Source organism: Ruegeria sp. H4, assembly GCF_056533065.1.
In genome coordinates this window covers 741,127-763,204 of sequence record NZ_JBQFOC010000002.1, presented here as the reverse complement: position 1 = coordinate 763,204, position 22,078 = coordinate 741,127, and the positions used below count along the sequence as shown (strand labels likewise).

The window sequence follows — 22,078 nt, the reverse complement described above, 5'->3', positions numbered from 1 at the left end:
GGAAAAACTTAATTGGCCGGTCAATCAGAAAACAAACTGAGGCTAAGCTTTAATTTCACCAATGTACGATTGCCCCCGGCGGGGCTTTGGCATAATCACCTTTTTGTTGAAATATCACCCAAAAGGTTACGTCATGCGCCTCAGCCGTTACTTTCTGCCCGTTCTCAAGGAAAACCCTGCTGAGGCTCAGATCGTCAGTCACCGGCTGATGCTGCGCGCCGGAATGATCAAACAGGCTGCCGCCGGGATTTATTCGTGGTTGCCGTTGGGCTTCAAAGTGTTGCGCAAGCTGGAAAATATTGTGCATGAGGAGCAGGCGCGGGCAGGGCATATCGCCATTCAGATGCCCATCCTGCAATCGGCGGACCTGTGGCGCGAATCCGGGCGGTATGACGATTACGGTCAGGAAATGCTGCGCATGCAGGACCGCCATGGCCGCGATATGCTCTATACCCCGACGGCTGAAGAGTTGGTGACAGACATCTTCCGCGGCCATGTCAGCAGCTACAAGGACCTGCCGCTGACTTTGTATCAAATCCAGTGGAAGTTCCGCGACGAAATTCGCCCACGCTTTGGCGTGATGCGAGGGCGCGAGTTCTATATGAAGGATGGTTACAATTTCGACCTGACCAAAGAAGACGCGCTGCACGCTTACAACCGGCATCTGGTTAGCTATCTGCGCACATACGAACGCATGGGTTTGCAGGCCATCCCAATGCGCGCCGATTCCGGCCCCATTGGTGGCGACGATACACATGAGTTTCTGGTCCTGGCTGACACAGGCGAATCCGAGGTCTTTTATGACAGCGCCGTCACTGACCTGACCTTTGGCGACCGAGACATTGATTATGATGACCGTGCGCAATGTCAGGCGATTTTGGAAGAGTTCACCTCGAAATATGCGCGCACTGATGAAACGCATGATGAGGCGCTGTTCAATCAGATCCCTGAAGAGCGCCGCCGCGTGGCACGCGGGATCGAAGTGGGTCAGATCTTCTACTTCGGGACCAAGTATTCGGAAGCCATGGGCGCGACCGTTCAAGGCCCGGATGGCAAGCCGGTTCCGGTTCATATGGGCAGCCACGGTATCGGTGTCAGCCGTCTGATTGGTGCAATCATCGAAGCCAGCCATGATGACAAGGGCATTATCTGGCCCGAGGGCGTGACCCCGTTCCATTGCGGTATCGTAAACCTGAAGCAGGGTGACGACGAAGCGGATGCGGCCTGTGACAAGCTCTATGGTGCTCTGACCGCTTTGGGGCTTGAGCCGCTCTATGATGACCGTAACGAGCGGGCAGGTGGCAAGTTCGCCACTATGGACCTGATAGGCTTGCCATGGCGCATCACGGTCGGACCGCGTGGTCTGAAAAACGGCGTGGTTGAATTGACCTGCCGTCGCACAGGTGAAAGCGAAGAACTAGGCCCCGAAGCAGCCGTGACCAAGGTCGCGGAAATCTATCAGGGTATCGCCTGACCAAGGCGATACACGCAGGCCAAGGTCAGCGCGGCGTTCCTACTGCGCCGATACTGGGCGGGCGACCAACAGCTCTCCGTCGGCCTGATTGCCACGTGCGACGACGATCGGGCGACCCAGCCGGTTGACCAGTTCCTTCAGCTCAAAGCCCAGGAACCGTATCCCGCAAACGCGCTGACCGGTTGCGCGGTCAGTGATGCAAAGGCGACCCTTGAGGAAGGCGAGGCGATAGCCCTTATCCCTCAACCGATCTGCCAAACTGTTCCAACTGACAGCTTTTGCAAAAATGGGACGGATCGCAGCCCGCAGTAATGCGGCTGTTTCACAATCCAGTTCTGTTGCTGTTGCACGAACCAAAATACGGTCCGCCCCTTCTGGTGTATTTTGAATATTCATTGAGCGACCCCCGCTCTGAAATGTGTTCCCCCAAATCAGGGTGACAAAGTTTCTAAAAATAAGCAAAAAGCGAAATAATATTGCTTAGTATATGTGGCATTTTGAGTTCAGTCACTCACGCAATGCCCATATTGACTTCATAGCTGAAACAATATGGCGATGTCTGTGAACGGCGTCACAACCGACAGGGTAGTTGTTGAATCCAACAACACTTTTTATCTGAGCGCCCAAGGCAGATGCCGGTGTTGATTCGCTCATTTGAGGCGATCACTTTGGATGCGGTCGGTGAAGCGTTCACAAGGCGCTTGACCATTGTGGCAAATGCCGAGAGGGTCGCCGCCAAACAACAAGACCGGAGCAGGCATGGCCAAGACACCCCCGCCTTTTGCCCCTTTTGAATGGAAGATCGCCTGGCGATACCTGCGGGCCCGCCGGGCCGAGGGGGGTGTCAGCGTTATGACTTGGATCTCGCTGATCGGGATCACTCTGGCCGTGTTCGCCTTGATCGCGACACTCGCGGTGCGATCTGGGTTCCGGGCCGAATTCGTCGGCACGATCCTTGGGGCGAATGCACACGTCACTGTATATTCCTCGGGCGAGATTGATGCGCAGGGGCGCGTGACGCGCACGATGGAGGATTACGAAGAACGCGCGGCGCGGATCGCGCAGGTTCCGGGTGTGGAACGGGCGGCACCTTTGGTCAAAGGTCAGGTTCTGATCACAAATCGCGACCGCAGCAGCGGGGTTGAGGTGTTTGGCATCCGGCCCGACGACCTGATGGACCTGCCGGGCATCGCACAGGCCGAACAATCGGCAGGGGATTTGTCTCTGTTTCAGACGGGTGAGGATGTGATCGCCATCGGCTCGGGCGTGGCGCGTACCATTGGGGCCACCGTGGGGGATACGGTTAAGCTGACCTCGCCCAACGGTGTCAGAACCGCCTTTGGAACCTCGCCACGCGTGAATGCCTATCGCGTGGTTTATGTGTTTTCCGCGGGGCGCTATGACATCGACCGCACGCGCGTTTACATGCCGTTTTCGCAAGCCCAGAGCTTTTTCAACCGCGAGGGCGTGGCTGATGAGATCGAGGTGATGGTTACGCAACCCGAAACGATGAACCCGGTCCTGATCCCAATCCTCGAAGCCTCAGGTGAGCGTAGCCAGATCTGGACATGGCAGGATGCATCGGGTGGGTTTCTGCGTGCGCTCGAGGTTGAGGACAACGTAATGTTCATCATCCTGTCGATCCTCGTACTGATTGCCGCGATGAACATTGTCTCGGGCCTTATCATGTTGGTGAAGAACAAGGGGCGCGACATTGGTATTCTGCGCACAATTGGCCTGAGCGAAGGATCGGTCCTACGGGTGTTTTTCATCTGCGGTGCGTTCACAGGCATCATCGGAACCGTGATGGGCGTGATCTTGGGCTGCCTGTTCGCCATCTATATTGATCCCATCTTTTCCTTCGTGAACTATGTGATGGGCGGTGGAGTCTGGGATCCGTCCATTCGTGGCATCTATGCCCTACCAGCCGAGTTGCATCTAAGCGATGTACTCAAGGCCGTGGCCCTTTCACTGGGTTTGTCTTTTGTTGTCACATACTTCCCCGCCCGCCGCGCGGCGCGGCTGAACCCGGTTGAGGCGCTGCGTTATGAGTGATGTGACATTGCGATTGAAGGGCCTGACCAAGACCTATCTGAAAGGTACTCCGGGCGAAGTGCAGGTGTTGCGCGGCGTTGATCTATCTCTGACTGCGGGTGAGGCGGTGGCGATGGTTGCGCCCTCCGGTGCAGGCAAATCCACCTTGCTGCACATCGCGGGCCTTCTGGATATGCCGGATGAGGGGCAGGTTGAAATTGGCAGGCAGGATGTCAGTGGAAAGGGCGACCGAACCAGAACCGCCTTGCGTCGGCAGGACATCGGATTTGTCTACCAATTCCACCATTTGCTGCCGGAATTTACCGCCTTGGAAAACATTACCCTGCCGCAACTGGCCAATGGGATCGCTGAGAAAGCAGCGAAAGACCGAGCGATGTCATTACTGGACCGTGTCGGCGTGGCCGCCCGAGCCAGCCATCGCCCGGCGGCTTTGTCGGGTGGCGAACAACAGCGTGTGGCGTTTTGCCGGGCGCTGGCGAACTTACCCAAAGTATTGCTGGCTGATGAGCCAACCGGGAACCTTGATCCGGAAACATCTGATCAGGTGTTTGATGCGTTGATGACGCTTGTCCGGGATGAGGGCCTCTCGGCTCTGATTGCAACCCACAACATGGACCTTGCGGCGCGGATGGATCGGATGGTGCGGCTGGAAGGCGGTATTCTCAAGCCAGTTGAGTGATCGCAACGCCCAGAGCCATCACCGCGATCCCGCCCGCACGTATCCACGTCAGCGGCGTAACCTGGGCCCCAAACAACCCAAAATGGTCAATCGCTGCGGTGCTGACCAATTGACCCAGAAGCACGAAGAACACTGCATTTCCAACACCGAAATGCGGGGCGACATGTGTGATCGTCAAGACGTAGAACGCGATCAGAACGCCCGCGAGCAGCAGGTGTTTGGGGGCCTGTGCAACCTTTGTGATTGCCTCGAACCCCGGAAACACAACCATCACAAGGGCCGATGATCCAAAGGCGATGGCGAACAGGATCACTGCGGCAGTCGTGGGTGAATCGATTAGTTTGCCTAAGGCTGCATTAAGCGCTGCGAGGATAGGAACTCCGATTCCAGCGGCCAGCATGATGGCTGCATATTGCGTCATGAACCTTACCCTCTTGCTTCGTTGATCTGGATCATTGCGCCAAGCGGCGCATCGGACAAGCCTGTAAATGCCATTGCGGATAGGAGGATTCGATGAAGTGGTCAAAGCTGGGAACTGTATCTGCCGCGCTTGTCATGTCGGTGCAATGCGCGGCGGCACAAGATGTGCAAACGGGTGCTGAGCTGTATCAGCACTATTGTGCGACCTGCCACGGAATTGACGCCATGGGGCAAGGCCCAATGGCGGGCGTTCTTATTATTCAGCCGACCGATTTGACGGAACTGACAAAAGACGGGCGTTTCCCAACAGCGCGGGTTGTTGCCCGGATCGATGGGCGTGACCCTTTGGTGAGCCATGGAAGCCCGATGCCGGTGTACGGCCCATATTTTGAAGGGCAAGACACATCCATGAAAACGGAAGAGGGGCAGCCTATTCTGACCAGTCAGCCTATTGTTGATCTGGTGGCCTATCTCAAAACCCTGCAAGGCAACTGAAATCTAGCTGCAAATTCCTTCGATCTTGGCATCGCTCCACGGGATCGCGATGTCACGCTCTCGGCCTTCCTGGGGCAGGGGGGACAGGTCGAAATGCGCACCCAGCATCTTGTGTAGGCGCTTGGTGCGCTGTGCCTGTGGGTCCAACGACCGGCAACAGACATATTCCTCGACAATCGCGCCCTGCTGTTCATAGCCGTAAGATAGAAAGTCAGGCGAGGTATCCAGATCAAACAAATACGGGTCCTCGCGCCCGCCATGCTCTGCCGCCGCACGCAGCGGGTGATAGCCGGTGGTCTTGCGGTTCTGCCACTGCCAGACATGGGTCAGTTCATGCGCCAGCAGCATGGCCGCGATCAGATTCATCTGCTCGGGATAGTCTGACATGTAGTCTTCGAGGTACCAGTCACGCGCGAAATAAACCTTGTCGAATAAAGCAATTGCCGCAGGTTTCCCCGTTACCGGTCCGGGTTCGATCGGTGGAAGGATACGTTCGCGACAAGCCAAACGTGGGCGTGCTTCTCGGACATATGTGATTGGCAAAACGGGCGCACCTTCAACCAAGCGCACGCGATCCAGATTGAGTGTGTCGCCTTGTATCTCGTCAGCAAAATCGCGCTCTTGCTGTGTCAGCGGGCGTCCGCAGGTCGCAAGAGCCAGAAACACTAAAATCAATACACGCACACTCATGGGCAAAGCCTAGCCTGCCGCTTCGGTTGCGCAAGCCGTTTTCAAAGGCTCATCGCAAGAACGCGGCTGATTTCTGTTAGGGACCGGCCCGATTGATCCATCCAGGTGTTAAAGGCCTGTTGCACGGCGGCCATGGCTTTCTTGGATGTGGGGGCTTTTTCCACCACACTTTCGGCGATCAACCGTGCTGTCACGTCCTGTGACAGGATAAAGCTGTCGCGGCCTGCAAACCGCATTGCATATTGGGCGGACGCGCCGCCCAACCGGGATCCGCGTTGGCCCAACATGGCCAGAAGGCCGATATAGTCGGTCGAGGGCCATCCACCCAGAACCTCACCTGCGCCGCCCTGGTCGCGCAGTTCGAGCAAGAATGCCGCGTTGTCCCGGACAGTGGCGATCTTGGTTCCGTTGCGCACGATCCGAGTGTCCTGCAGCAGCGCGTCGAATTTCTCATCGTCCATAAAGGCGCAGCGACCCACATCGAACCCGTCAAAAGCGGTTTCGAATCCGTCCCATTTCGCCTCGATGACCTTCCAGTTGAACCCGGCCTGAAAGATGCATTTGGTCAGGATCGAGAGCCAGCGATCCTCGGGCATTGCCGCAAGTTCTTGCGGCGTTTTGGGCTTGCTGAGTTTGGCATTCAACGCCGCAGCCCCGCCATGGCGACCTGCCGATATCTCAAATATCTCATCAAATGAACGCATTGCTTTACCCTCCGCAGCGCCTGCTCGTGCCTTGATGCCAGATCGCTCGCTCAGTTGCCAAGCGCGATAGATGCGTGGCTTCTACTTTGGAAGGAGTGGTCGGAGCCCACAGAGCGTGCTATTTGAAGCGTTCTACCAGATTTGCGAGGGTCCCACTATGTTTCTGGCCTATGTAACCACCACAGATCGCGGCGCAACCGACCGGTTGCTCAGCGCGGTCGCGGAACACTTGTTGTCCTCGCGTGCGAAACTGGCAGGCGTTGTGCAAACCAACACCGAATGTACCGATAGCAGCCGGTGCGATATGGATGTCCGCGTTCTTCCCGCAGGCGACACGATCCGCATCTCGCAGTCTTTGGGTACGCAATCGCGCGGCTGCCGGCTGGACCCGGCGGCGCTTGAGCAGGCGGTTGGCTATGTCACTGCGTCGTTGGCGGACGCACCGCAGCTGTTGATTATCAACAAGTTCGGCAAACATGAGGCCGATGGCCGTGGCTTCCGCCCGGTGATTGCCGAAGCTCTGGCACAGGACATTCCTGTTCTGGTCGGCGTAAACGGATTGAATCGCGAAAAGTTTCTGGAATTCACAGGCGGTGAAGCCAAGCAACTCGCGCCCGATTTGACGGCTATTTCGGCATGGTTTGACCGCGTTGTGGCCGCGAGGGCGGATGCGGCTTAGCGGCAGCACATGCTAATCCTGTTGGTTGGGCAGCAAAACACGTTGTCTTCATGGTCTTGTCGCCGTAATGGTGGCTCCGGGCCCCGACCGGGCCTGACGCATCTTGCCCGCGTGGTGGAATGGTAGACACAAGAGACTTAAAATCTCTGGGCCGGAAGGCCGTGCCGGTTCGAGTCCGGCCGCGGGTACCAAGATACGTTTTGCAATCCGGAAAGCCGGTTGCAGATGGCTACACCTTCCAAAGTTCGCATGTTAGCTTTGCCCTGAAAAGTCAGGCAAAGGGGTGAATATGTCAGTCACTGTGAAAGAGATGATGGAGGCAGCCAATGCCGTCGTGCCGCGTGTGGATGCGGCGCAGGCCCAAGCATTGATCGAGCAGGGAGCGCTGCTGCTGGATATTCGCGGCGCGGAAGAGGTACAGAAAACAGGCCGCGCAGCCGGGGCACATCATATTCCACGCGGTATGCTGGAATTCCGCGCCGATGAAGCGCTGCAATCCCTTGATCCGCAGATGCGCAAGGACCGCGCAATTGTGATCTACTGTGCGTCCGGTGGTCGTGCAGCATTGGCAGGAAAACTGCTGCTCGATATGGGGTATGAACAGGTGTTCAATCTGGGTGGGCTGAGCGATTGGGTCAATGGCGGCGGAGAGGTCGTGGACGGCTGACAACCTGATCCAGATCAACGCCAAAGTTTGCGCGTTGATCTAACTTGGCATGACGTTCAACCAAATGGATCACATGTCATGTTTCGTCTTGCTGCGCTGCTTTATTCCATGATTGCCACCGCTCTCGCAGGGTCTGCGGTGATTGCTGTTTTGTCGTTGGGCATGGTCTCCGTCATGGCGATTCTGTCAGCCGCGGCTGCGGGTGCGCTTGTCGCGCTTCCGGCGGCTTTGCTGGTCGCCCGACGCTTGTACCAGAAGGCAGGTTAATCAGGCGTTCAGGAATGTTCTGACCGCAGCCTCGAATTCTCGTGGTTTTTCAGCGTGCAGCCAGTGGCCTGCACCTGGGATTTTCGCAAAGCGAGCACCGGGAAACAGGCCGCGAATGTGGTCGCGGTGTTCAGGCAAGACATAGTCGGATGCAGCGCCAGACAGAAATAGGGCGGACCCGTCCCAGGCGCCGTCCAATTCGGGAAAGCCCATGATGTTTGTCATCTGATCGGCCAACACGTCCAAATTCAGCAACCAGCGTTTTCCCGAAACATCCAATGACTGCGTGAAAAAGCTCTGCAACGCGCGCTCAACACCCAACTCCGCCAGTTGCTGTTCGGCATCCGACCTACGGTGGACTTGCGACATGTCAACGGTGCGCATGGCTTCGATGAACTGAATCTGGCTGTGCCCATATGCGACCGGTGCGATATCGGCCACCACGAGTTTGCGCACCAGATCCCCATGTTGCAGGGCCAGGGCCATGGCGGCCTTACCCCCCATAGAATGCCCCAGAACATCCACGGGTCCGCCGATCTGTTCGATGACCTGCGCGATATCGCCGGCCAAAGCCGGATAGTCATGGTGTGGATCCCAAAAACTATGCGCATGGTTTCGCATATCCACCGCGACCACTTGCCGTTCGTCCGACAACCGGCGTGCGATCACGCCCCAATTCCGGGCTGACCCATAAAGGCCATGAGCAATAACAAGGGGCGGCAGGGCGGTCGGATCGCCATGTACAATCGTGTTCAGCATATCCGCGTGATACAGGCGACCATTTGAAACAACCAGCCCCATTGTGGCGCGCCGCCGCAGGGGCTAGTGTCGCGCGTCAGGAGAACGCGATGTCACAAGACGCCAAAATTCAGGATCGAGTTGCTGAAACCGTTGCGTTGCTGCGGGCCAAGCTGGGCGTGCGTGACAAAACGCTTCAGGCGTCGATTCGCCGGGCCAAACGTCGCCTCCCACGGCGGGTGTTCAAACAGGCAATGGTTCTGGCGCGTGCCGAACAAATGGCCGCCCATCCAAAGCTGAGATTGGTTCTGGATACGCCCGCGCTGACCAAAGCCGCTGATGAGGTTCAGACCCATCTTAACGCCATCAATCTGGCCGACCGGCGATGGGGCTGGTTTCTGGGTATGCTGGGCGGACTGGCCTTCAATATGCTGGCTTTTGGGGCACTGGTTCTGGCGTTCCTGATATGGCGCGGCTTGATCTGATCCACTCTTCTGTCTTATGCGCTGTGAACGAGGTTCAAACCCCGAGGGCGGCATGACCACAAAATCTCAGCTCAGGCGCGAACAATTGCGCGAGAAACTGATCGAAGCGGCCGAGTTTCGCATTGACCGGGATGGGCTCAAGGACCTCAGGGCGCGAGACTTGTCCAAAGATGCAGGCTGCGCGTTAGGTGCCATCTACAATGTGTTCGAGGATTTGAACGCCATCATCATGGCCGTCAACGGGCGCACATTTAGACGGTTGGGGCAGGCGGTCGGATCGTCATTTGACGGCAGCGAACCGCCCGTGCAGCGCCTTGTTGTCATGAGCGTCGCGTATCTGAACTTTGCCGATCAGAACACGAACCTATGGCGTGCGTTGTTCGATCTACAAATGGCGGATGATGGCCCGGTTCCCGACTGGTATCGGGATGCGCTTCGCGGGCTTTTTGCCTATATCGCCGAACCTGTTGGCCAGCTTTTTCCTGATCTGGATAGGGTTGAGGCCGATCTGATGACACGCGCCCTATTTTCATCGGTGCATGGCATTGTGACCCTGGGGTTGGAAAATCGCATCTCGGGCGTACCGCCTGATCAGATCGAACGGATGATCACGCAGGTTCTTTCTCGAATTGGAAACAAATAGTTTCCTGAACGTCGTTCATAAAAATACTTGAACGATGTTCACGAAATTGCTATATCCGATTTGTGAACGATGTTCATATATCGGAGGAACACATGTTCAGTACGTTGAAGACATTGATTAATGGGGCAAACGCCCGGGCCGAAGACCGCCTGCGCGACACCTATTCAATCGAATTGATCGACCAGAAAATCCGCGAGGCCGAGCAGAACCTGAAAGCCGCCAAGCTTACTCTGGCCAGTATGATTCAGAAGCAGCGCAATGAGACGCGGCAGATCGACGGGCTAAGGACGCGGATTGACGATCTTATGAACCGGGCGCGTCAGGCATTGGCAGATGACCGCGTGGATCTGGCGGAAAGTGCCGCCCAAGCGGTGGCTGATCTGGAAAATGAGCTAACAGTGCGGTCGAAAACCGTGGACCGGTTGGAAGCCCGCATTCTTCAGCTGCGCCATTCCGTACAGGCAGCCAGCCGTCGGATTTTGGATTTGAAACAAGGCGCAATATCCGCCCGGGCAGTAAAGCGAGAGCAGGGGCTGCAGAGGCGATTGAACCGGCATCTGGGTGGGGATAGCCCGATTGACGAAGCCGAAACCCTTATCGCACGCGTGATGCAGCAAGAAGATCCGTTTGAGCAATCCGAAATTCTAAGGGATATCGATGCGAGCCTGGATCACAGCACCATATCTGCGCGGATGGAAGAGGCCGGCTATGGTCCGAAAACCCGTGCCACCGCCGACGATGTGCTGAACCGGCTTCGCACGCAGCAAGACAGCTAAACCCAATCTCAACTGAACAAGAATTTCTCACGGAGACTTACAATGAATACACGTAACGAAAACGGTTTGATCCTGATGCTGAACGGTGCAGGCGTTGTGGTGGCTTATGCTTTGCTTGCGATCTCGCTGTATCTGTCCACCGATGTGCCACTGGCCACAAAAGGGTATTGGGGCATGGGGATCGTTCTTCTGACGCTTAGCCTGATTAATGTGGTCAAATACCGCTTTGATGCTCGCACGGCCGAGGATCGGATTAATCGCATCGAGGAGGCGCGGAATGACAAGCTGCTGGAAGATGCGCTCAAGGATACCGACTCGGATATCTGACGCTAACCGCGCCTGGCCCACTACTTTCAGCGCATACGATGCGCAAAAAAGGGGCAGGAAAGCCCCGTGTCCGACAAAAAGCGGCGCCCGGATCATCGGGCGCCGTTTTCTGAGATCGGAACCTGACTACAGATTTGGATAGATCGGGAATTTGGCGCAGAGGTCTGCGACCTCGGCTTTGACTTTGGCCTCGACAGCTGCGTTGCCGTCTTCCCCATTGGCGGCCAAACCATCGACAACCTCGATGATCCAGTCGGCGATCTGGCGGAATTCGACCTCGCCGAAGCCGCGCGTGGTGCCGGCGGGGGACCCCAGACGGATACCGCTGGTGATGGTCGGCTTCTCAGGATCAAACGGCACGCCGTTCTTGTTGCAGGTGATATGCGCGCGGCCCAGGGCCTTTTCGGTCGCGTTGCCTTTGACGCCTTTCGGGCGCAGGTCGACCAGCACCACATGGGTGTCGGTGCCGTGTGTCACCGTGTCGAGGCCACCCTTGATCAGCTGATCCGACAAAGCCTGCGCGTTGGTGATGACCTGTTGGATGTAGCTTTTGAACTCGGGGCGCAGAGCTTCTCCGAACGCAACAGCCTTGCCCGCGATCACATGCATCAGCGGGCCGCCCTGAATGCCGGGGAAGATCGCCGAATTCACTTTCTTAGCGATGACTTCATCATTGGTCAGGATCATACCCCCACGCGGCCCACGCAGGGTCTTGTGGGTTGTCGTGGTCGCCACATGGGCGTGCGGGAACGGGCTGGGATGTTCGCCTGCGGCCACCAGACCGGCGAAATGCGCCATGTCCACGTGCAGGTAAGCCCCGACCATGTCGGCGATCTCGCGCATGCGGGCAAAGTCGATCTGACGCGGGATGGCCGAACCGCCTGCGATGATCAGCTTGGGGTTATGCTCCTTGGCCAGCGCCTCGACCTGATCATAGTCCAGCATATTGTCCTGCTGGCGCACGCCGTATTGCACGGCGTTGAACCACTTGCCCGATTGGTTCGGACGCGCACCGTGGGTCAGGTGACCACCTGCGTCCAGCGACATACCCAGAATGGTGTCGCCGGGTTGGATCAGGGCCTGAAACACGCCCTGGTTGGCCTGAGAGCCCGAGTTCGGCTGGACGTTAGCAAAACTGCAACCAAACAGCTCTTTCGCGCGGTCGATGGCCAGGTTCTCGGCGATATCGACAAACTGGCAGCCGCCATAGTAGCGACGGCCCGGATAGCCTTCGGCGTATTTGTTGGTCATTACCGAGCCCTGCGCTTCCATCACGGCGGCAGACACGATGTTCTCGGATGCGATCAGCTCGATCTCGTCGCGCTGACGGCTCAACTCGGATGTGATCGAGCCGTACAGTTCGGGGTCACGGTCGGACAAGGACTGGGTGAAAAAACCCGTATCACGAATGTTGGCGTTCATTTGCGCTCCATAGAACTGGGGTGAATAGTTGCGGATTTCCTATAGGAAACCATTCTAATGCAAAAGCTATAAAGCGACGATTTGGCCCGCTGTGGCGTCAAGTCTGGCCTATTGAGGAAAGGTATGTTTGTTTCGGAACCAAATGTGCAGCACTGGAAACCGGACGTTATGAAAAAGAGAATCGCTTTTCTTGCCAGCGATGCCCAGATGGCGCAGGACGCCCGTGACCGCCTGATCAAGACTTATGGAAACGCCGCACCGCGCGATGCAGATGTCGTCGTCGCTCTGGGCGGGGATGGCTTTATGCTACGGACGGTGAAGAACCTGCAACATCTCGATACACCCGTTTACGGGATGAATCGCGGCACCATCGGCTTCTTGATGAATACCTATCACGAAGACGATCTGCTGGCCCGTCTTGCCGACGCGCAGGAAGAGGTCATCAATCCGTTGGCCATGCGCGCGATGGACCAATCGGGAAAGCTGCATCAGGCGCTGGCGATCAACGAGGTTTCATTGCTGCGGGCAGGGCCTCAGGCCGCGCGATTGAAGATCAGCGTCGATGGGCGTGAACGCATGGCAGAGCTTATGTGCGACGGGGCGCTTTTATCCACGCCTGCCGGATCAACGGCCTACAACTACTCGGCCCATGGGCCGATCCTGCCGATCGGGGCGGACGTTCTGGCTCTGACGCCCATCGCCGCCTTTCGCCCCCGCCGCTGGCGCGGGGCGCTGTTGCCCAAGATTGCGAAGGTGCGCTTTGACGTGCTGGATGCAGATAAACGCCCTGTGATGGCAGATGCGGATTCCGTCTCGTTTCCTGATATCGATTGGGTCGAGATCAGTTCCGAGCCCGCCATCAGACATCGTATTCTGTTTGATCCCGGCCATGGTCTTGAAGAGCGCCTGATCTCGGAGCAATTCACATAAATCGCGAATTTTTGAGATTTTTTTGACTTTGTGTGAAGCAGTTCACACGGGATTTCTTAACGGTTGGCTAATCTAAACGGGCTCGGAGATCACGCTATGGTGGGAGTGAGTGGCCACCAAACGGCGTTTTCGAATGATTGCGCAAATTTCGCGCTGGCGAGGGTGGGTGGTGCTACGCTCGTCATCAGATATCCGGGCACATTTAAGCAGCTGGGCCCCGGGCAAAATACCCCGGGGTCTATTTCTTTTCAAAGGCTTAAGTGCCGCCTGCCATCTTGTCCCAAAGTGGCAAACACATCTGCCCAACCCGCGCCTCAATCGCTGCGGCGGCATCTACGGCCAGGTCTTCGCGCCAACGACGTGCTGCGATTTGCACGTTGACGGGTTGTGGACCATTGGGCAGATCGGCGAGACGGGCAGGGACGCAGGCGGCGGGCAGGCCCAAAAAGTTCATCGCATAGGAATACACGGCGCAGCCTAGAACCTCATGCACACCTTCGGCCCCTTCGGTGTCACGATCAGGCTTGAAAAATGGTTGCGGCAGGAAGGGTGACAGGACCAAAGGATATTCCTGCAAGAACAGGGACCATTCGCGCGCATAGTGACTGCGTTTGGCCAACATCTTCAGCAACTCGGTTTCGACGATGGGCGGGAATTCCTGAAAATAGACATTAAAGATGTCCCGGATGGTCTGCGATCCGGCTGCCTCAACGTCGGATTTCATCAGAGTCAGCACCTCTCCCATCAGGGCGCGATACCCGATGCGCCCGCATTCAAACACATCGGGCGGATCGATCTCAACCACCTGGTAGCCTGCATCTAGCAAAGCATCTTTGGCCGTATCCAGCGCCTTTTCGACCTCTGCGTGCAGGGCATAGCCAAAGGTGTTTTTGGTAAACGCCACTTTGATTGGACCTTCCAAGGCTTCGCCGCGCCAGGGCATCGGCACGTGGAAGGGGTCCCGTGGGTCCGCGGCAATCAGACTTGGCATCGATAGATGCAGATCCGCCGCAGACCGGCTGAGCAGCCCCTGCACCGACATAGATTGCGCCAGCAATCCGCGCTCGGCCGTTTGGCTGGGGTTCCAAGCCGGCACACGGCCCAGGCCGGGTTTGACTGTGACAGCCCCGTTTGCAGCGGCCGGAAACCGCAGGCTGCCGCCGATATCGTTGCCATGGGCCAGCGCCCCGATGCCTGCCATCACCGCAGCGCCCGCACCACCCGAGGACCCCCCGGCTGAGATATGGCGACCCCAAGGGTTATGCGTGCGTCCGTAAAGCGGGTTGTCGGTGTCGGCGCGAAAAGAGAATTCAGGCGTGTTCGTGCGACCGATCACAATGGCCCCGGCCTTTTGTAGGTTCGACACAACCGGCGCATCATCTGGCGCGATCACGTCTTTCAAGGCAACGACGCCGTTTGTTGTGGCATGGCCCTTTTGATCGACATTCACTTTGATCGTGACCGGGACGCCGAACAGCGGGCCGGTATCTTCGCCCTTTGCGCGGACCCGATCCAGATCTCGGGCACGGCTAAGCGCTTCGACGCTCAGGTCCTCGACCACCGCATTGAGGCTTGGATTGACCGCGCGCATCCGATCAATCGCGGCTTGAGTTGCGGACTCGGCACTCAAGTCGCCGCTGCGGGTCAGCTGTGTCAACTCGGTGGCGCTAAGACGCCAGATATCGGTATGTGTCATGAACCCTCACTGTCTGATCGTGACAGTAAGGGGCCTGTATCCGGTTGCAAGGGGGGCGGTGCAGGCCGCCCCGATCCTATTGAGCGTAACCGATGGTTTGTAGCGCCGTCTTGATCTCGCCCAGAATCGCCGGGTCGTCGATGGTTGCAGGCATCTTGTAGTCCTGCCCATCGGCAATCGACACCATCGTGCCGCGCAAGATCTTGCCCGAGCGTGTCTTGGGCAAACGATCCACCACAACCGCCAACTTGAAGGCCGCGACTGGCCCAATCTTGTCGCGGACCATCTTAACGACCTCCTGAACCACATCGCCGTGATCACGCGTTGCACCAGCATTTAAGCACAGGAAACCCACCGGCATCTGGCCTTTCAACTGATCCGAAACACCGATCACCGCGCATTCAGCAACATCGGGGTGAGCGGCCAGAACTTCCTCCATGCCGCCCGTCGACAGGCGATGACCGGCCACGTTGATCACATCATCGGTGCGCGCCATGATGTAAAGGTACCCATCCTCGTCGATCATGCCCGCGTCGCCGGTTTCATAGTATCCGGGGAAATGCTCAAGATAGGATTTCTTGAATCGCGCTTCGGCATTCCACAATGTCGGCAGCGTACCGGGGGGCAGGGGGAGCTTGACCGCAATCGCCCCCAATTCGCCCGGTTTCATCGGATGGCCGCCTTCATCAAGGATTTGCACATCATAACCGGGCATCGGCTTGGCCGGAGAGCCTAGCTTAATTGGAAGTTCCTCAATTCCCAGCGGGTTGCCGGCGATGGTCCAGCCGGTTTCCGTCTGCCACCAGTGATCGATCACTGGAACCTTAAGCGCGTCTTGCGCCCAAATGATTGTATCGGGATCGGCCCGCTCACCCGCCAGATAGAGCGCCCGCAGACAGGATAGATCGTATGTCGAAAGCAGCTCGCCCTTCGGGTCTTCGCGTTTGACGGCGCGGATCGCAGTCGGCGCGGTAAAGAAGCTGCGCACATTATGTTCCGAAATCACGCGCCAGAAGGTGCCCGCATCTGGTGTGCCCACAGGTTTGCCCTCGAACACAATGGTGGTGTTCCCGTGGATCAGCGGGGCGTAGCAGATATAGGAATGCCCAACGACCCAGCCCACATCAGAAGCCGCCCAGAACACATCGCCCGGATCGACATTATAGATGTTCTTCATCGACCAGTTGAGCGCCACCAGATGCCCGGCGGTTGGGCGCACAACGCCTTTCGGCGCGCCAGTGGTGCCCGAAGTGTAAAGGATATAGGCCGGATCATTGCCCGCCACGGGAACACATTCGGCGGGTTCAACGCCGTACTGGAAGCCATGCCAGTTGAAATCGCGCCCTTCGATCAGCTGTGCAACCTCTTGTTCACGCTGAAAAATCACACAGAATTCGGGCTTGTGTTCGGACAGTTCGATGGCCCCGTCCAACAACGGTTTGTAGTGTACAACACGGCCCGGTTCCAACCCGCAAGAGGCGGCAATAATCGCCTTGGGTTTCGCGTCATCGATCCGAACCGCCAGTTCGTTGCTGGCAAACCCACCAAAAACAACCGAGTGAACAGCACCTAGGCGCGCGCAGGCCAGCATCGCCTCAAGCGCTTCTGGGATCATGGGCATGTAGATGATGACCCGGTCGCCCTTCTCGACGCCTTTGGCGCGCAGAGCTCCGGCCAGTGTGGCAACACGGTTGCGCAGTTCGACATACGAGATCTCGCGCTTGGTATGCGTGATCGGGCTGTCATAGATAATCGCGGCCTGTTCGCCGCGCCCGTTTTCGACATGGCGGTCAACAGCGTTCCAGCAAGTGTTGACCTGCGCATCGCTGAACCATTCGTAAAGAGGGGCGTCGTCGTCAAACAAAGCCTTTGTCGGAGGTTGAACCCAGTCGATCCCTTTTGCAGCGTCCATCCAGAACGCCTCGGGGTTGTTTTTCCAGCTGTCGTAAACATCCTGATATGCCAATTCATCGTCCTCCCAAAGCAATGCGCTTGTTGTTAGGGACCGTCTGCATTTCAGACAAGCTGCGCAAGTGACGGCGCGTCAGTTTATCGCAAAACATTTGCAGGAATGTTCAGAATTGGCTGCAAATTTTTGCAAACTCATTGAAAACTTATGGTCTGAGTTTAGGAAAGTCTGAAATTGCAAATTTGCTAACTTGCTGCTGCAAAGAGCCGACTCGGTCTTTAATCGTGCCGGCCCAGTTTGCGCCCAGTTCAACCATATTGCGCGACCGGAGTACCGGCGATGGCGGCCATGTTCAGCAATCCGCGGGCAGTGATGGCCGGGGTGACGATATGAGCTTTGTTGCCCATGCCCATAAGTATTGGTCCGACCTCGATGCCGTTTGCCTTCATTTTCAGAACATTCCGAACCCCACTTGCAGCATCCGCATGTGCAAAAATCAGCACATTGGCGACACCATCCAGGCGCGAGTCGGGGAATATGCGGGACCGCAAATCCGGGTCAAGCGCGGTATCTAGGTTCATTTCACCCTCATAGATGAAATCCCTTGGCTTCTGGTCCAGTATCTCGATGGCTGCGCGCAGGCGCTTGCCAGACCCTTCCGTCTGATTGCCGAACTGCGATTGTGAGCAAAAAGCGATCTTGGGTTCAATACCAAAGCGGCGCACATGCCGGGCTGCACCAATGGTGGCTTCGGCCAGCTCCTCGGGCGAGGGCAACTGTCGCACATGAGTATCCGCTATGAATAGGGGACCATCTTCAAGGATCATCAGCGAGAGCGCACCGTGAGGGTGTAGAGCAGCTGTGTTCAAAACCTGCTCGACGTAGTTCAGGTGCCAACGGTATTCACCAAACGTGCCGCAAATCATGCTGTCAGCTTCGCCCCTGTGCACCATGATCGCACCAATGGCGGTGGTGTTGGTGCGCATGATGGCCTTGGCCAGATCGGGCGTTACACCCTGGCGCTGCATGATTTTATGGTAGGAATTCCAATAGTCGTAATAACGCGGGTCATTTTCAGGGTTTACGATCTGGCAGTCTTTGCCGGGCCGGATCGTGAGGCCCAGCCGCTCACAGCGCGCCTCGATCACTTCGGGGCGACCGATCAGGATCGGCGTTTCAGTTGTTTCTTCCAGAATAGCTTGAGCGGCACGCAGGACACGCTCGTCCTCGCCTTCGGCAAACACGATCCGACGTGAGGCAGCAGCGGCGGCCTCGAACACCGGTCGCATCAGCAAGGCGGATTTGAAGACGGTCTGGTTCAGCTTTTCCTTATAGGCATCCAGATCCTCGATCGGGCGCTTTGCCACCCCGCTGTCCATCGCAGCCTTGGCAACGGCGGACGACACAACGCCCACCAAGCGCGGGTCAAAGGGTTTGGGGATCAGGTAGTCGGGACCAAATGTTAGCTGTTCGCCCTTATAGGCTGCTGCGGCTTCGGCGCTTGTGGTGGCGCGGGCCATTTCGGCGATCCCGTCCACACAGGCGATCTGCATCTCATCATTGATTTCGGTCGCACCGACGTCCAACGCGCCGCGGAAGATAAATGGGAAACACAGGACATTATTGACCTGATTGGGAAAATCACTGCGACCCGTTGCGATGATCGCGTCAGGGGCCACCTCGCGCGCCGCTTGCGGCAGGATTTCAGGCGTCGGGTTGGCCAGAGCAAAGATGATCGGTTGTTTGGCCATTCTGTTGACCATCTCGGGCTTCAAAACATTGGGACCGCTGAGGCCAAGGAACAGGTCGGCACCGTCGATCACGTCATCCAGCGTGCGCAGTTCGGTCTTTTGTGCGAACTGGTCCTTGTGCGGATTCATATCCTCTTCGCGGCCCTCATAGACCAGACCGTGAATGTCGCAGAGCCAAATATTTTCCCGCTTAACACCGAGTTTGACCAGCATGCTGAGGCAGGCGATCCCGGCCGCCCCGCCACCTGTCGAGACGATCTTGATATCCTCAAAAGATTTGCCCGCCACATGCAGCGCGTTTTTGGCCGCTGCGCCAACAACAATGGCTGTTCCGTGCTGGTCGTCGTGAAACACGGGGATATTCATACGCTCGCGGCACAGTTTTTCGACAACAAAACAATCCGGGGCTTTGATGTCTTCCAGGTTGATGGCCCCAAAGGTGGGTTCCAGTGCGCAGACAATATCGGCCAGCTTTTCCGGGTCGGGTTGGTCCAGTTCGATATCGAAACAGTCAATGCCGGCGAACTTCTTAAACAGAACCGCTTTGCCCTCCATCACCGGCTTGGAGGCCAATGCGCCGATATTGCCAAGCCCCAGAACAGCCGTGCCATTTGACACAACGGCAACCAGATTGCCGCGCGCCGTATAGCGCTCGGCATTTGAGGCATCGGCTTTGATCTCAAGGCTGGCCTCTGCCACCCCCGGAGAATAGGCGCGCGCCAGATCGCGGCCATTGGCCATGGGTTTCGTTGCCCTGATCTCAAGCTTTCCGGGTTTCGGATAGGCATGATAGTCGAGTGCGGCTTGTCTTTGGCTGCTTGAGTCGGACATCAGCGATACGGCTCCGTTCTAGGATTTGGTTTAGTGTTAAACTATTCTCTTTGAATTGGCTATGCTGTGCCTACTGGGGCGCACAATTCGATATTCTTCATCGCGCGGTTGAAAGCTGTCATAATTTTTTTACATTACCCTTCACTCACACACCCAAGTCTACCGAACGAGCAGAACAAACGGGCATGACTTTTAAATCCGAGACACCGACCGGGGACTATGTCCCGGTAGCTTCGGTTGGCGTTGTACCAACCACGGTTCTGCTTGCTGCAGTTGGCCTATGCTGTGTAGCGCTACTTGCCGCCATTACGATATGGCCGATTGAGGCGTCAGTATTCAATCAAGAAGGTGGTGTGATCGAGACCGTCTCTGCTGCGGGCCTGTTTGTTGCAGGTATTGCGGCCTTCTATCGCTTTCCCGGTGTTCGGCGTCTCTATATCGGGCTTGTCTGTTTGTTGCTGGCTGAGCGCGAACTGGAGGCAAGTATCTATACCACAGGTAGCCTGCCGTTCGTGATCCTTGATGGTTTGGATATCATCTTGGATGTCACGTTGGTTCGGATTTTGCTCGCGGTTCTGGTGCTCGGCGGGATTGTGACGCACGGGATACCTTGCGGTTGGCGGGCACTGAAGCTACGGGCACCATTCCTGCTTGTCTTTGTTCTGGCAGGTACAGCCGCCGTTGTTGCACAGCTTCTGGAAGAAATTGCCGGGTTCTATGGTGCGAGCCTGTCGCTTACCATGGCCACACGCCTGTTCGTGTTGGAAGAAACGCTCGAGATGTTCTTTTCGATTGGCCTTTTGGCTTCGGTTCTGATCGGATGGCCGAAACTGCTGACCGAAGAGACCAAAGATGAGCCAAACCGCAACCCCATCGCCGATCCGCGCTGAAATCCGCCTGCCCACGCAGGAGTTGCGAGAGGATATCCCGTTCTACACCAAAGTGTTGGGGATGAAGATGGATATGATCTATCCAGCCGATGATCCTCGGGTCGGGGTGTTTTCCGGGCATGGGTTGCGGCTGCGGATTGAAAAGGATGCGCCGGAACCAGCGGGAACCCTGCGTATTCTGACGGACGACCCCGATGGCTTTGCCGAAGGCAAGCGCGCGCTGGTCGCGCCAAACGGCACACGCATTGAAATCGAAGAACTTGATCCGCCACTTGTGATGCCAGAAACGGTGCATTCCTTTGTGGTTCGAAGACTTAAGGATCAGGCTCCGTGGATCATTGGTCGGGCTGGCATGCACTACCGCGATCTGGTACCGGATCGCTTGGGCGGGTCCATCATCGCCAGTCATATCCGCATTCCCGACGGTGGTCCGGTGCCGGATATGGTGCATTTCCACAAGGTTGGGTTTCAGTTGATCTTCTGTATCCATGGCTGGGTCGATGTTGTTTATGAGGATCAGGGCGACAAGATGCGCCTGACTGCCGGGGATTGCTTCATCCAGCCGCCGGAAATCCGTCACCGCGTGCTGGAAGCCTCGGACAACGTGCAGGTGATCGAAATTGGCGTCCCAGCCGAGCACGTGACCGAGATTGATCATGAAATGACACTGCCGACCCCGCATTTGCGCCCGGACCGGGAATGGCAGGGTCAACGCTTTGTGTATAACAAGGCGCAGGACGCTGAATGGGTACCTTTCCGCCTGCCGGGTTATATCTGCCGCGACACGACGATTGTCGAGAACACCAAAGGTGTGGCCGGGGTGCAGGTCGTGCGCCGTGGGCAGGGTCAGCCCCTCTGGGCGAGCCACGACACCGATATCCACTTTACCTTCGTGATGGATGGAGAGGTCACATTGGAAGGGGAAGGGCGCGAGCCTTACCGGCTGGAGCAAGGTGATGCTTTCGTAATACCGCCGGGAATGCGGACCCGATTGTCTGCCCCCTCAGACAACATCGAACTGCTTGAGGTCACTTTGCCCGGAACGTTCAACACGACCTTGGACTAGTCAAAAAACAGGCGCCCGGGGGTTCTACTTCCCTGGCGTTTTCCAGTAGGGTACATTTTCTGACCAGATGATCAAAAATGGGGAATCGCCATGTCGCTTAAAGATGCTGCCCTGAAAGTCCGTGAAAACGCCCATGCGCCCTACTCGAATTTCAAGGTGGGGGCGGCGGTCCTGTCGGGTTCGGGCACGCTTTATGTCGGCTGCAATGTTGAGAATGTGGCCTACCCTGAAGGAACCTGTGCTGAGGCCGGCGCAATCGCCGCGATGGTGGCTGCTGGCGAAACCGAATTGGCCGAGGTCTATGTGGTGGCCCAAAGCCCACAACCAGTGCCGCCTTGCGGCGGATGCCGCCAAAAGCTGGCCGAGTTTGGAGCCCGTGATGTCAAAGTGACCCTGGCAACCACGGATGGTGTCGAGCTAGAGACAACTATCGGCGATCTTCTGCCAGGCGCGTTCGACGCCTCGCATATGCAGGACGTCTGAC

General features: G+C 57.1%; 24 protein-coding genes and 1 tRNA gene. 16 read left to right on the top strand and 9 right to left on the bottom strand.

All coding sequences use genetic code 11. The features are described from left to right. Positions 1–133 precede the first annotated feature (133 nt). A complete protein-coding gene (proS, locus tag ACR0KG_RS15320) occupies positions 134–1,474 on the top strand; it encodes a proline--tRNA ligase (RefSeq protein ID WP_480827754.1) in 1,341 nt (446 codons plus the stop codon). Positions 1,475–1,513: 39 nt separating this feature from the next. Here the strand turns inward: proS and ACR0KG_RS15315 are convergent, their stop codons facing one another. Continuing rightward, positions 1,514–1,870, bottom strand: a complete 357-nt coding sequence (locus tag ACR0KG_RS15315) for a hypothetical protein (RefSeq protein ID WP_170531935.1) — start codon at positions 1,868–1,870, stop codon at positions 1,514–1,516. A gap of 363 nt (positions 1,871–2,233) precedes the next feature. On the opposite strand from ACR0KG_RS15315, the gene ACR0KG_RS15310 reads away from it, so the two are divergent. Together ACR0KG_RS15310 and ACR0KG_RS15305 are read left to right on the top strand one after the other, a co-directional pair. Beyond that, positions 2,234–3,529: a lipoprotein-releasing ABC transporter permease subunit gene (locus ACR0KG_RS15310; protein WP_480827753.1), complete on the top strand. Its 1,296-nt coding sequence runs from the start codon at positions 2,234–2,236 to the stop codon at positions 3,527–3,529. After that, the gene (locus tag ACR0KG_RS15305; protein WP_480827752.1) at positions 3,522–4,208 is read left to right on the top strand and encodes an ABC transporter ATP-binding protein; all 687 of its coding nucleotides are present in this window, start codon (positions 3,522–3,524) and stop codon (positions 4,206–4,208) included. Before ACR0KG_RS15310 ends, ACR0KG_RS15305 begins: the two co-directional genes overlap by 8 nt. Here ACR0KG_RS15305 and ACR0KG_RS15300 read toward each other — a convergent pair. Beyond that, positions 4,192–4,629: a DMT family transporter gene (locus tag ACR0KG_RS15300; protein ID WP_170531941.1), complete on the bottom strand. Its 438-nt coding sequence runs from the start codon at positions 4,627–4,629 to the stop codon at positions 4,192–4,194. The genes ACR0KG_RS15305 and ACR0KG_RS15300 overlap by 17 nt on opposite strands. Positions 4,630–4,721: 92 nt before the next feature. On the opposite strand from ACR0KG_RS15300, the gene ACR0KG_RS15295 reads away from it, so the two are divergent. Further along, positions 4,722–5,123, top strand: a complete 402-nt coding sequence (locus tag ACR0KG_RS15295; RefSeq protein ID WP_480540498.1) for a c-type cytochrome — start codon at positions 4,722–4,724, stop codon at positions 5,121–5,123. 3 nt (positions 5,124–5,126) lie between these two features. Here the strand turns inward: ACR0KG_RS15295 and ACR0KG_RS15290 are convergent, their stop codons facing one another. Further along, positions 5,127–5,813 carry a hypothetical protein gene (locus tag ACR0KG_RS15290; protein WP_480547493.1) on the bottom strand — a complete coding sequence of 229 codons (687 nt, stop codon included), beginning with the start codon at positions 5,811–5,813 and terminating at the stop codon, positions 5,127–5,129. Positions 5,814–5,854: 41 nt separating this feature from the next. Further along, on the bottom strand, positions 5,855–6,517 hold the full coding sequence (locus ACR0KG_RS15285; protein WP_480540500.1) for a DNA-3-methyladenine glycosylase I: 663 nt from the start codon (positions 6,515–6,517) through the stop codon (positions 5,855–5,857). Positions 6,518–6,674: 157 nt separating this feature from the next. Here ACR0KG_RS15285 and ACR0KG_RS15280 point away from each other — a divergent pair, with 157 nt between their 5' ends. The 4 genes from ACR0KG_RS15280 to ACR0KG_RS15265 all read left to right on the top strand — a co-directional run bounded on the left by ACR0KG_RS15280 (position 6,675) and on the right by ACR0KG_RS15265 (position 8,130). Next, entirely contained in the window at positions 6,675–7,196 is a 522-nt protein-coding gene (locus tag ACR0KG_RS15280) for a DUF2478 domain-containing protein (RefSeq protein WP_480547495.1), read from the top strand. A gap of 105 nt (positions 7,197–7,301) precedes the next feature. Continuing rightward, a tRNA-Leu gene (locus ACR0KG_RS15275) sits at positions 7,302–7,387 on the top strand. 98 nt (positions 7,388–7,485) lie between these two features. Further along, the gene (locus ACR0KG_RS15270) at positions 7,486–7,863 is read left to right on the top strand and encodes a rhodanese-like domain-containing protein (protein ID WP_480540504.1); all 378 of its coding nucleotides are present in this window, start codon (positions 7,486–7,488) and stop codon (positions 7,861–7,863) included. A gap of 78 nt (positions 7,864–7,941) precedes the next feature. Next, a complete protein-coding gene (locus tag ACR0KG_RS15265; protein WP_480827751.1) occupies positions 7,942–8,130 on the top strand; it encodes a hypothetical protein in 189 nt (62 codons plus the stop codon). Here ACR0KG_RS15265 and ACR0KG_RS15260 read toward each other — a convergent pair whose 3' ends face one another. Continuing rightward, positions 8,131–8,931 (bottom strand): alpha/beta fold hydrolase, encoded by an 801-nt coding sequence (locus ACR0KG_RS15260; protein ID WP_480827750.1) that lies wholly within the window; start codon positions 8,929–8,931, stop codon positions 8,131–8,133. A 47-nt stretch (positions 8,932–8,978) separates the two neighbouring features. On the opposite strand from ACR0KG_RS15260, the gene ACR0KG_RS15255 reads away from it, so the two are divergent. The 4 genes from ACR0KG_RS15255 (at position 8,979) to ACR0KG_RS15240 (ending at position 11,099) form a co-directional block, all read left to right on the top strand. Continuing rightward, complete coding sequence (locus tag ACR0KG_RS15255) at positions 8,979–9,353, top strand: hypothetical protein (protein ID WP_480827749.1); 375 nt, start codon at positions 8,979–8,981, stop codon at positions 9,351–9,353. Between the two features lie 52 nt (positions 9,354–9,405). Next, positions 9,406–9,996 carry a TetR/AcrR family transcriptional regulator gene (locus ACR0KG_RS15250; RefSeq protein ID WP_480827748.1) on the top strand — a complete coding sequence of 197 codons (591 nt, stop codon included), beginning with the start codon at positions 9,406–9,408 and terminating at the stop codon, positions 9,994–9,996. Positions 9,997–10,088: 92 nt separating this feature from the next. Continuing rightward, complete coding sequence (locus ACR0KG_RS15245; protein ID WP_480827747.1) at positions 10,089–10,772, top strand: PspA/IM30 family protein; 684 nt, start codon at positions 10,089–10,091, stop codon at positions 10,770–10,772. Positions 10,773–10,814: 42 nt separating this feature from the next. Continuing rightward, the gene (locus ACR0KG_RS15240) at positions 10,815–11,099 is read left to right on the top strand and encodes a hypothetical protein (protein WP_170531961.1); all 285 of its coding nucleotides are present in this window, start codon (positions 10,815–10,817) and stop codon (positions 11,097–11,099) included. 126 nt (positions 11,100–11,225) lie between these two features. Here the strand turns inward: ACR0KG_RS15240 and glyA are convergent, their stop codons facing one another. Continuing rightward, entirely contained in the window at positions 11,226–12,521 is a 1,296-nt protein-coding gene (gene glyA, locus ACR0KG_RS15235; protein WP_480827746.1) for a serine hydroxymethyltransferase, read from the bottom strand. Positions 12,522–12,689: 168 nt separating this feature from the next. On the opposite strand from glyA, the gene ACR0KG_RS15230 reads away from it, so the two are divergent. Further along, a complete protein-coding gene (locus ACR0KG_RS15230) occupies positions 12,690–13,451 on the top strand; it encodes an NAD kinase (RefSeq protein ID WP_480547509.1) in 762 nt (253 codons plus the stop codon). 256 nt (positions 13,452–13,707) lie between these two features. On the opposite strand, the gene ACR0KG_RS15225 is transcribed toward ACR0KG_RS15230, so the two are convergent. The 3 genes from ACR0KG_RS15225 to ACR0KG_RS15215 form a co-directional block, all read right to left on the bottom strand. Continuing rightward, positions 13,708–15,147, bottom strand: a complete 1,440-nt coding sequence (locus tag ACR0KG_RS15225) for an amidase family protein (protein WP_480827745.1) — start codon at positions 15,145–15,147, stop codon at positions 13,708–13,710. Between the two features lie 76 nt (positions 15,148–15,223). Continuing rightward, positions 15,224–17,113, bottom strand: a complete 1,890-nt coding sequence (gene prpE / locus ACR0KG_RS15220) for a propionate-CoA ligase PrpE (RefSeq protein WP_480827744.1) — start codon at positions 17,111–17,113, stop codon at positions 15,224–15,226. Between the two features lie 251 nt (positions 17,114–17,364). Further along, positions 17,365–19,638 carry an NADP-dependent malic enzyme gene (locus tag ACR0KG_RS15215; RefSeq protein ID WP_480827743.1) on the bottom strand — a complete coding sequence of 758 codons (2,274 nt, stop codon included), beginning with the start codon at positions 19,636–19,638 and terminating at the stop codon, positions 17,365–17,367. A 185-nt stretch (positions 19,639–19,823) separates the two neighbouring features. Between ACR0KG_RS15215 and ACR0KG_RS15210 the strand changes: the two genes are divergently transcribed. From ACR0KG_RS15210 to ACR0KG_RS15200, 3 genes are all read left to right on the top strand, one after another. Then, positions 19,824–20,528, top strand: coding sequence for a hypothetical protein (locus ACR0KG_RS15210; RefSeq protein WP_480827742.1), 705 nt, complete (start codon positions 19,824–19,826; stop codon positions 20,526–20,528). Continuing rightward, positions 20,491–21,594 (top strand): cupin domain-containing protein, encoded by a 1,104-nt coding sequence (locus ACR0KG_RS15205; RefSeq protein ID WP_480827741.1) that lies wholly within the window; start codon positions 20,491–20,493, stop codon positions 21,592–21,594. The genes ACR0KG_RS15210 and ACR0KG_RS15205 overlap by 38 nt, the downstream gene beginning before the upstream one ends. A 90-nt stretch (positions 21,595–21,684) precedes the next feature. Then, positions 21,685–22,077 (top strand): cytidine deaminase, encoded by a 393-nt coding sequence (locus ACR0KG_RS15200; RefSeq protein WP_480827740.1) that lies wholly within the window; start codon positions 21,685–21,687, stop codon positions 22,075–22,077. Position 22,078 lies beyond the last annotated feature (1 nt).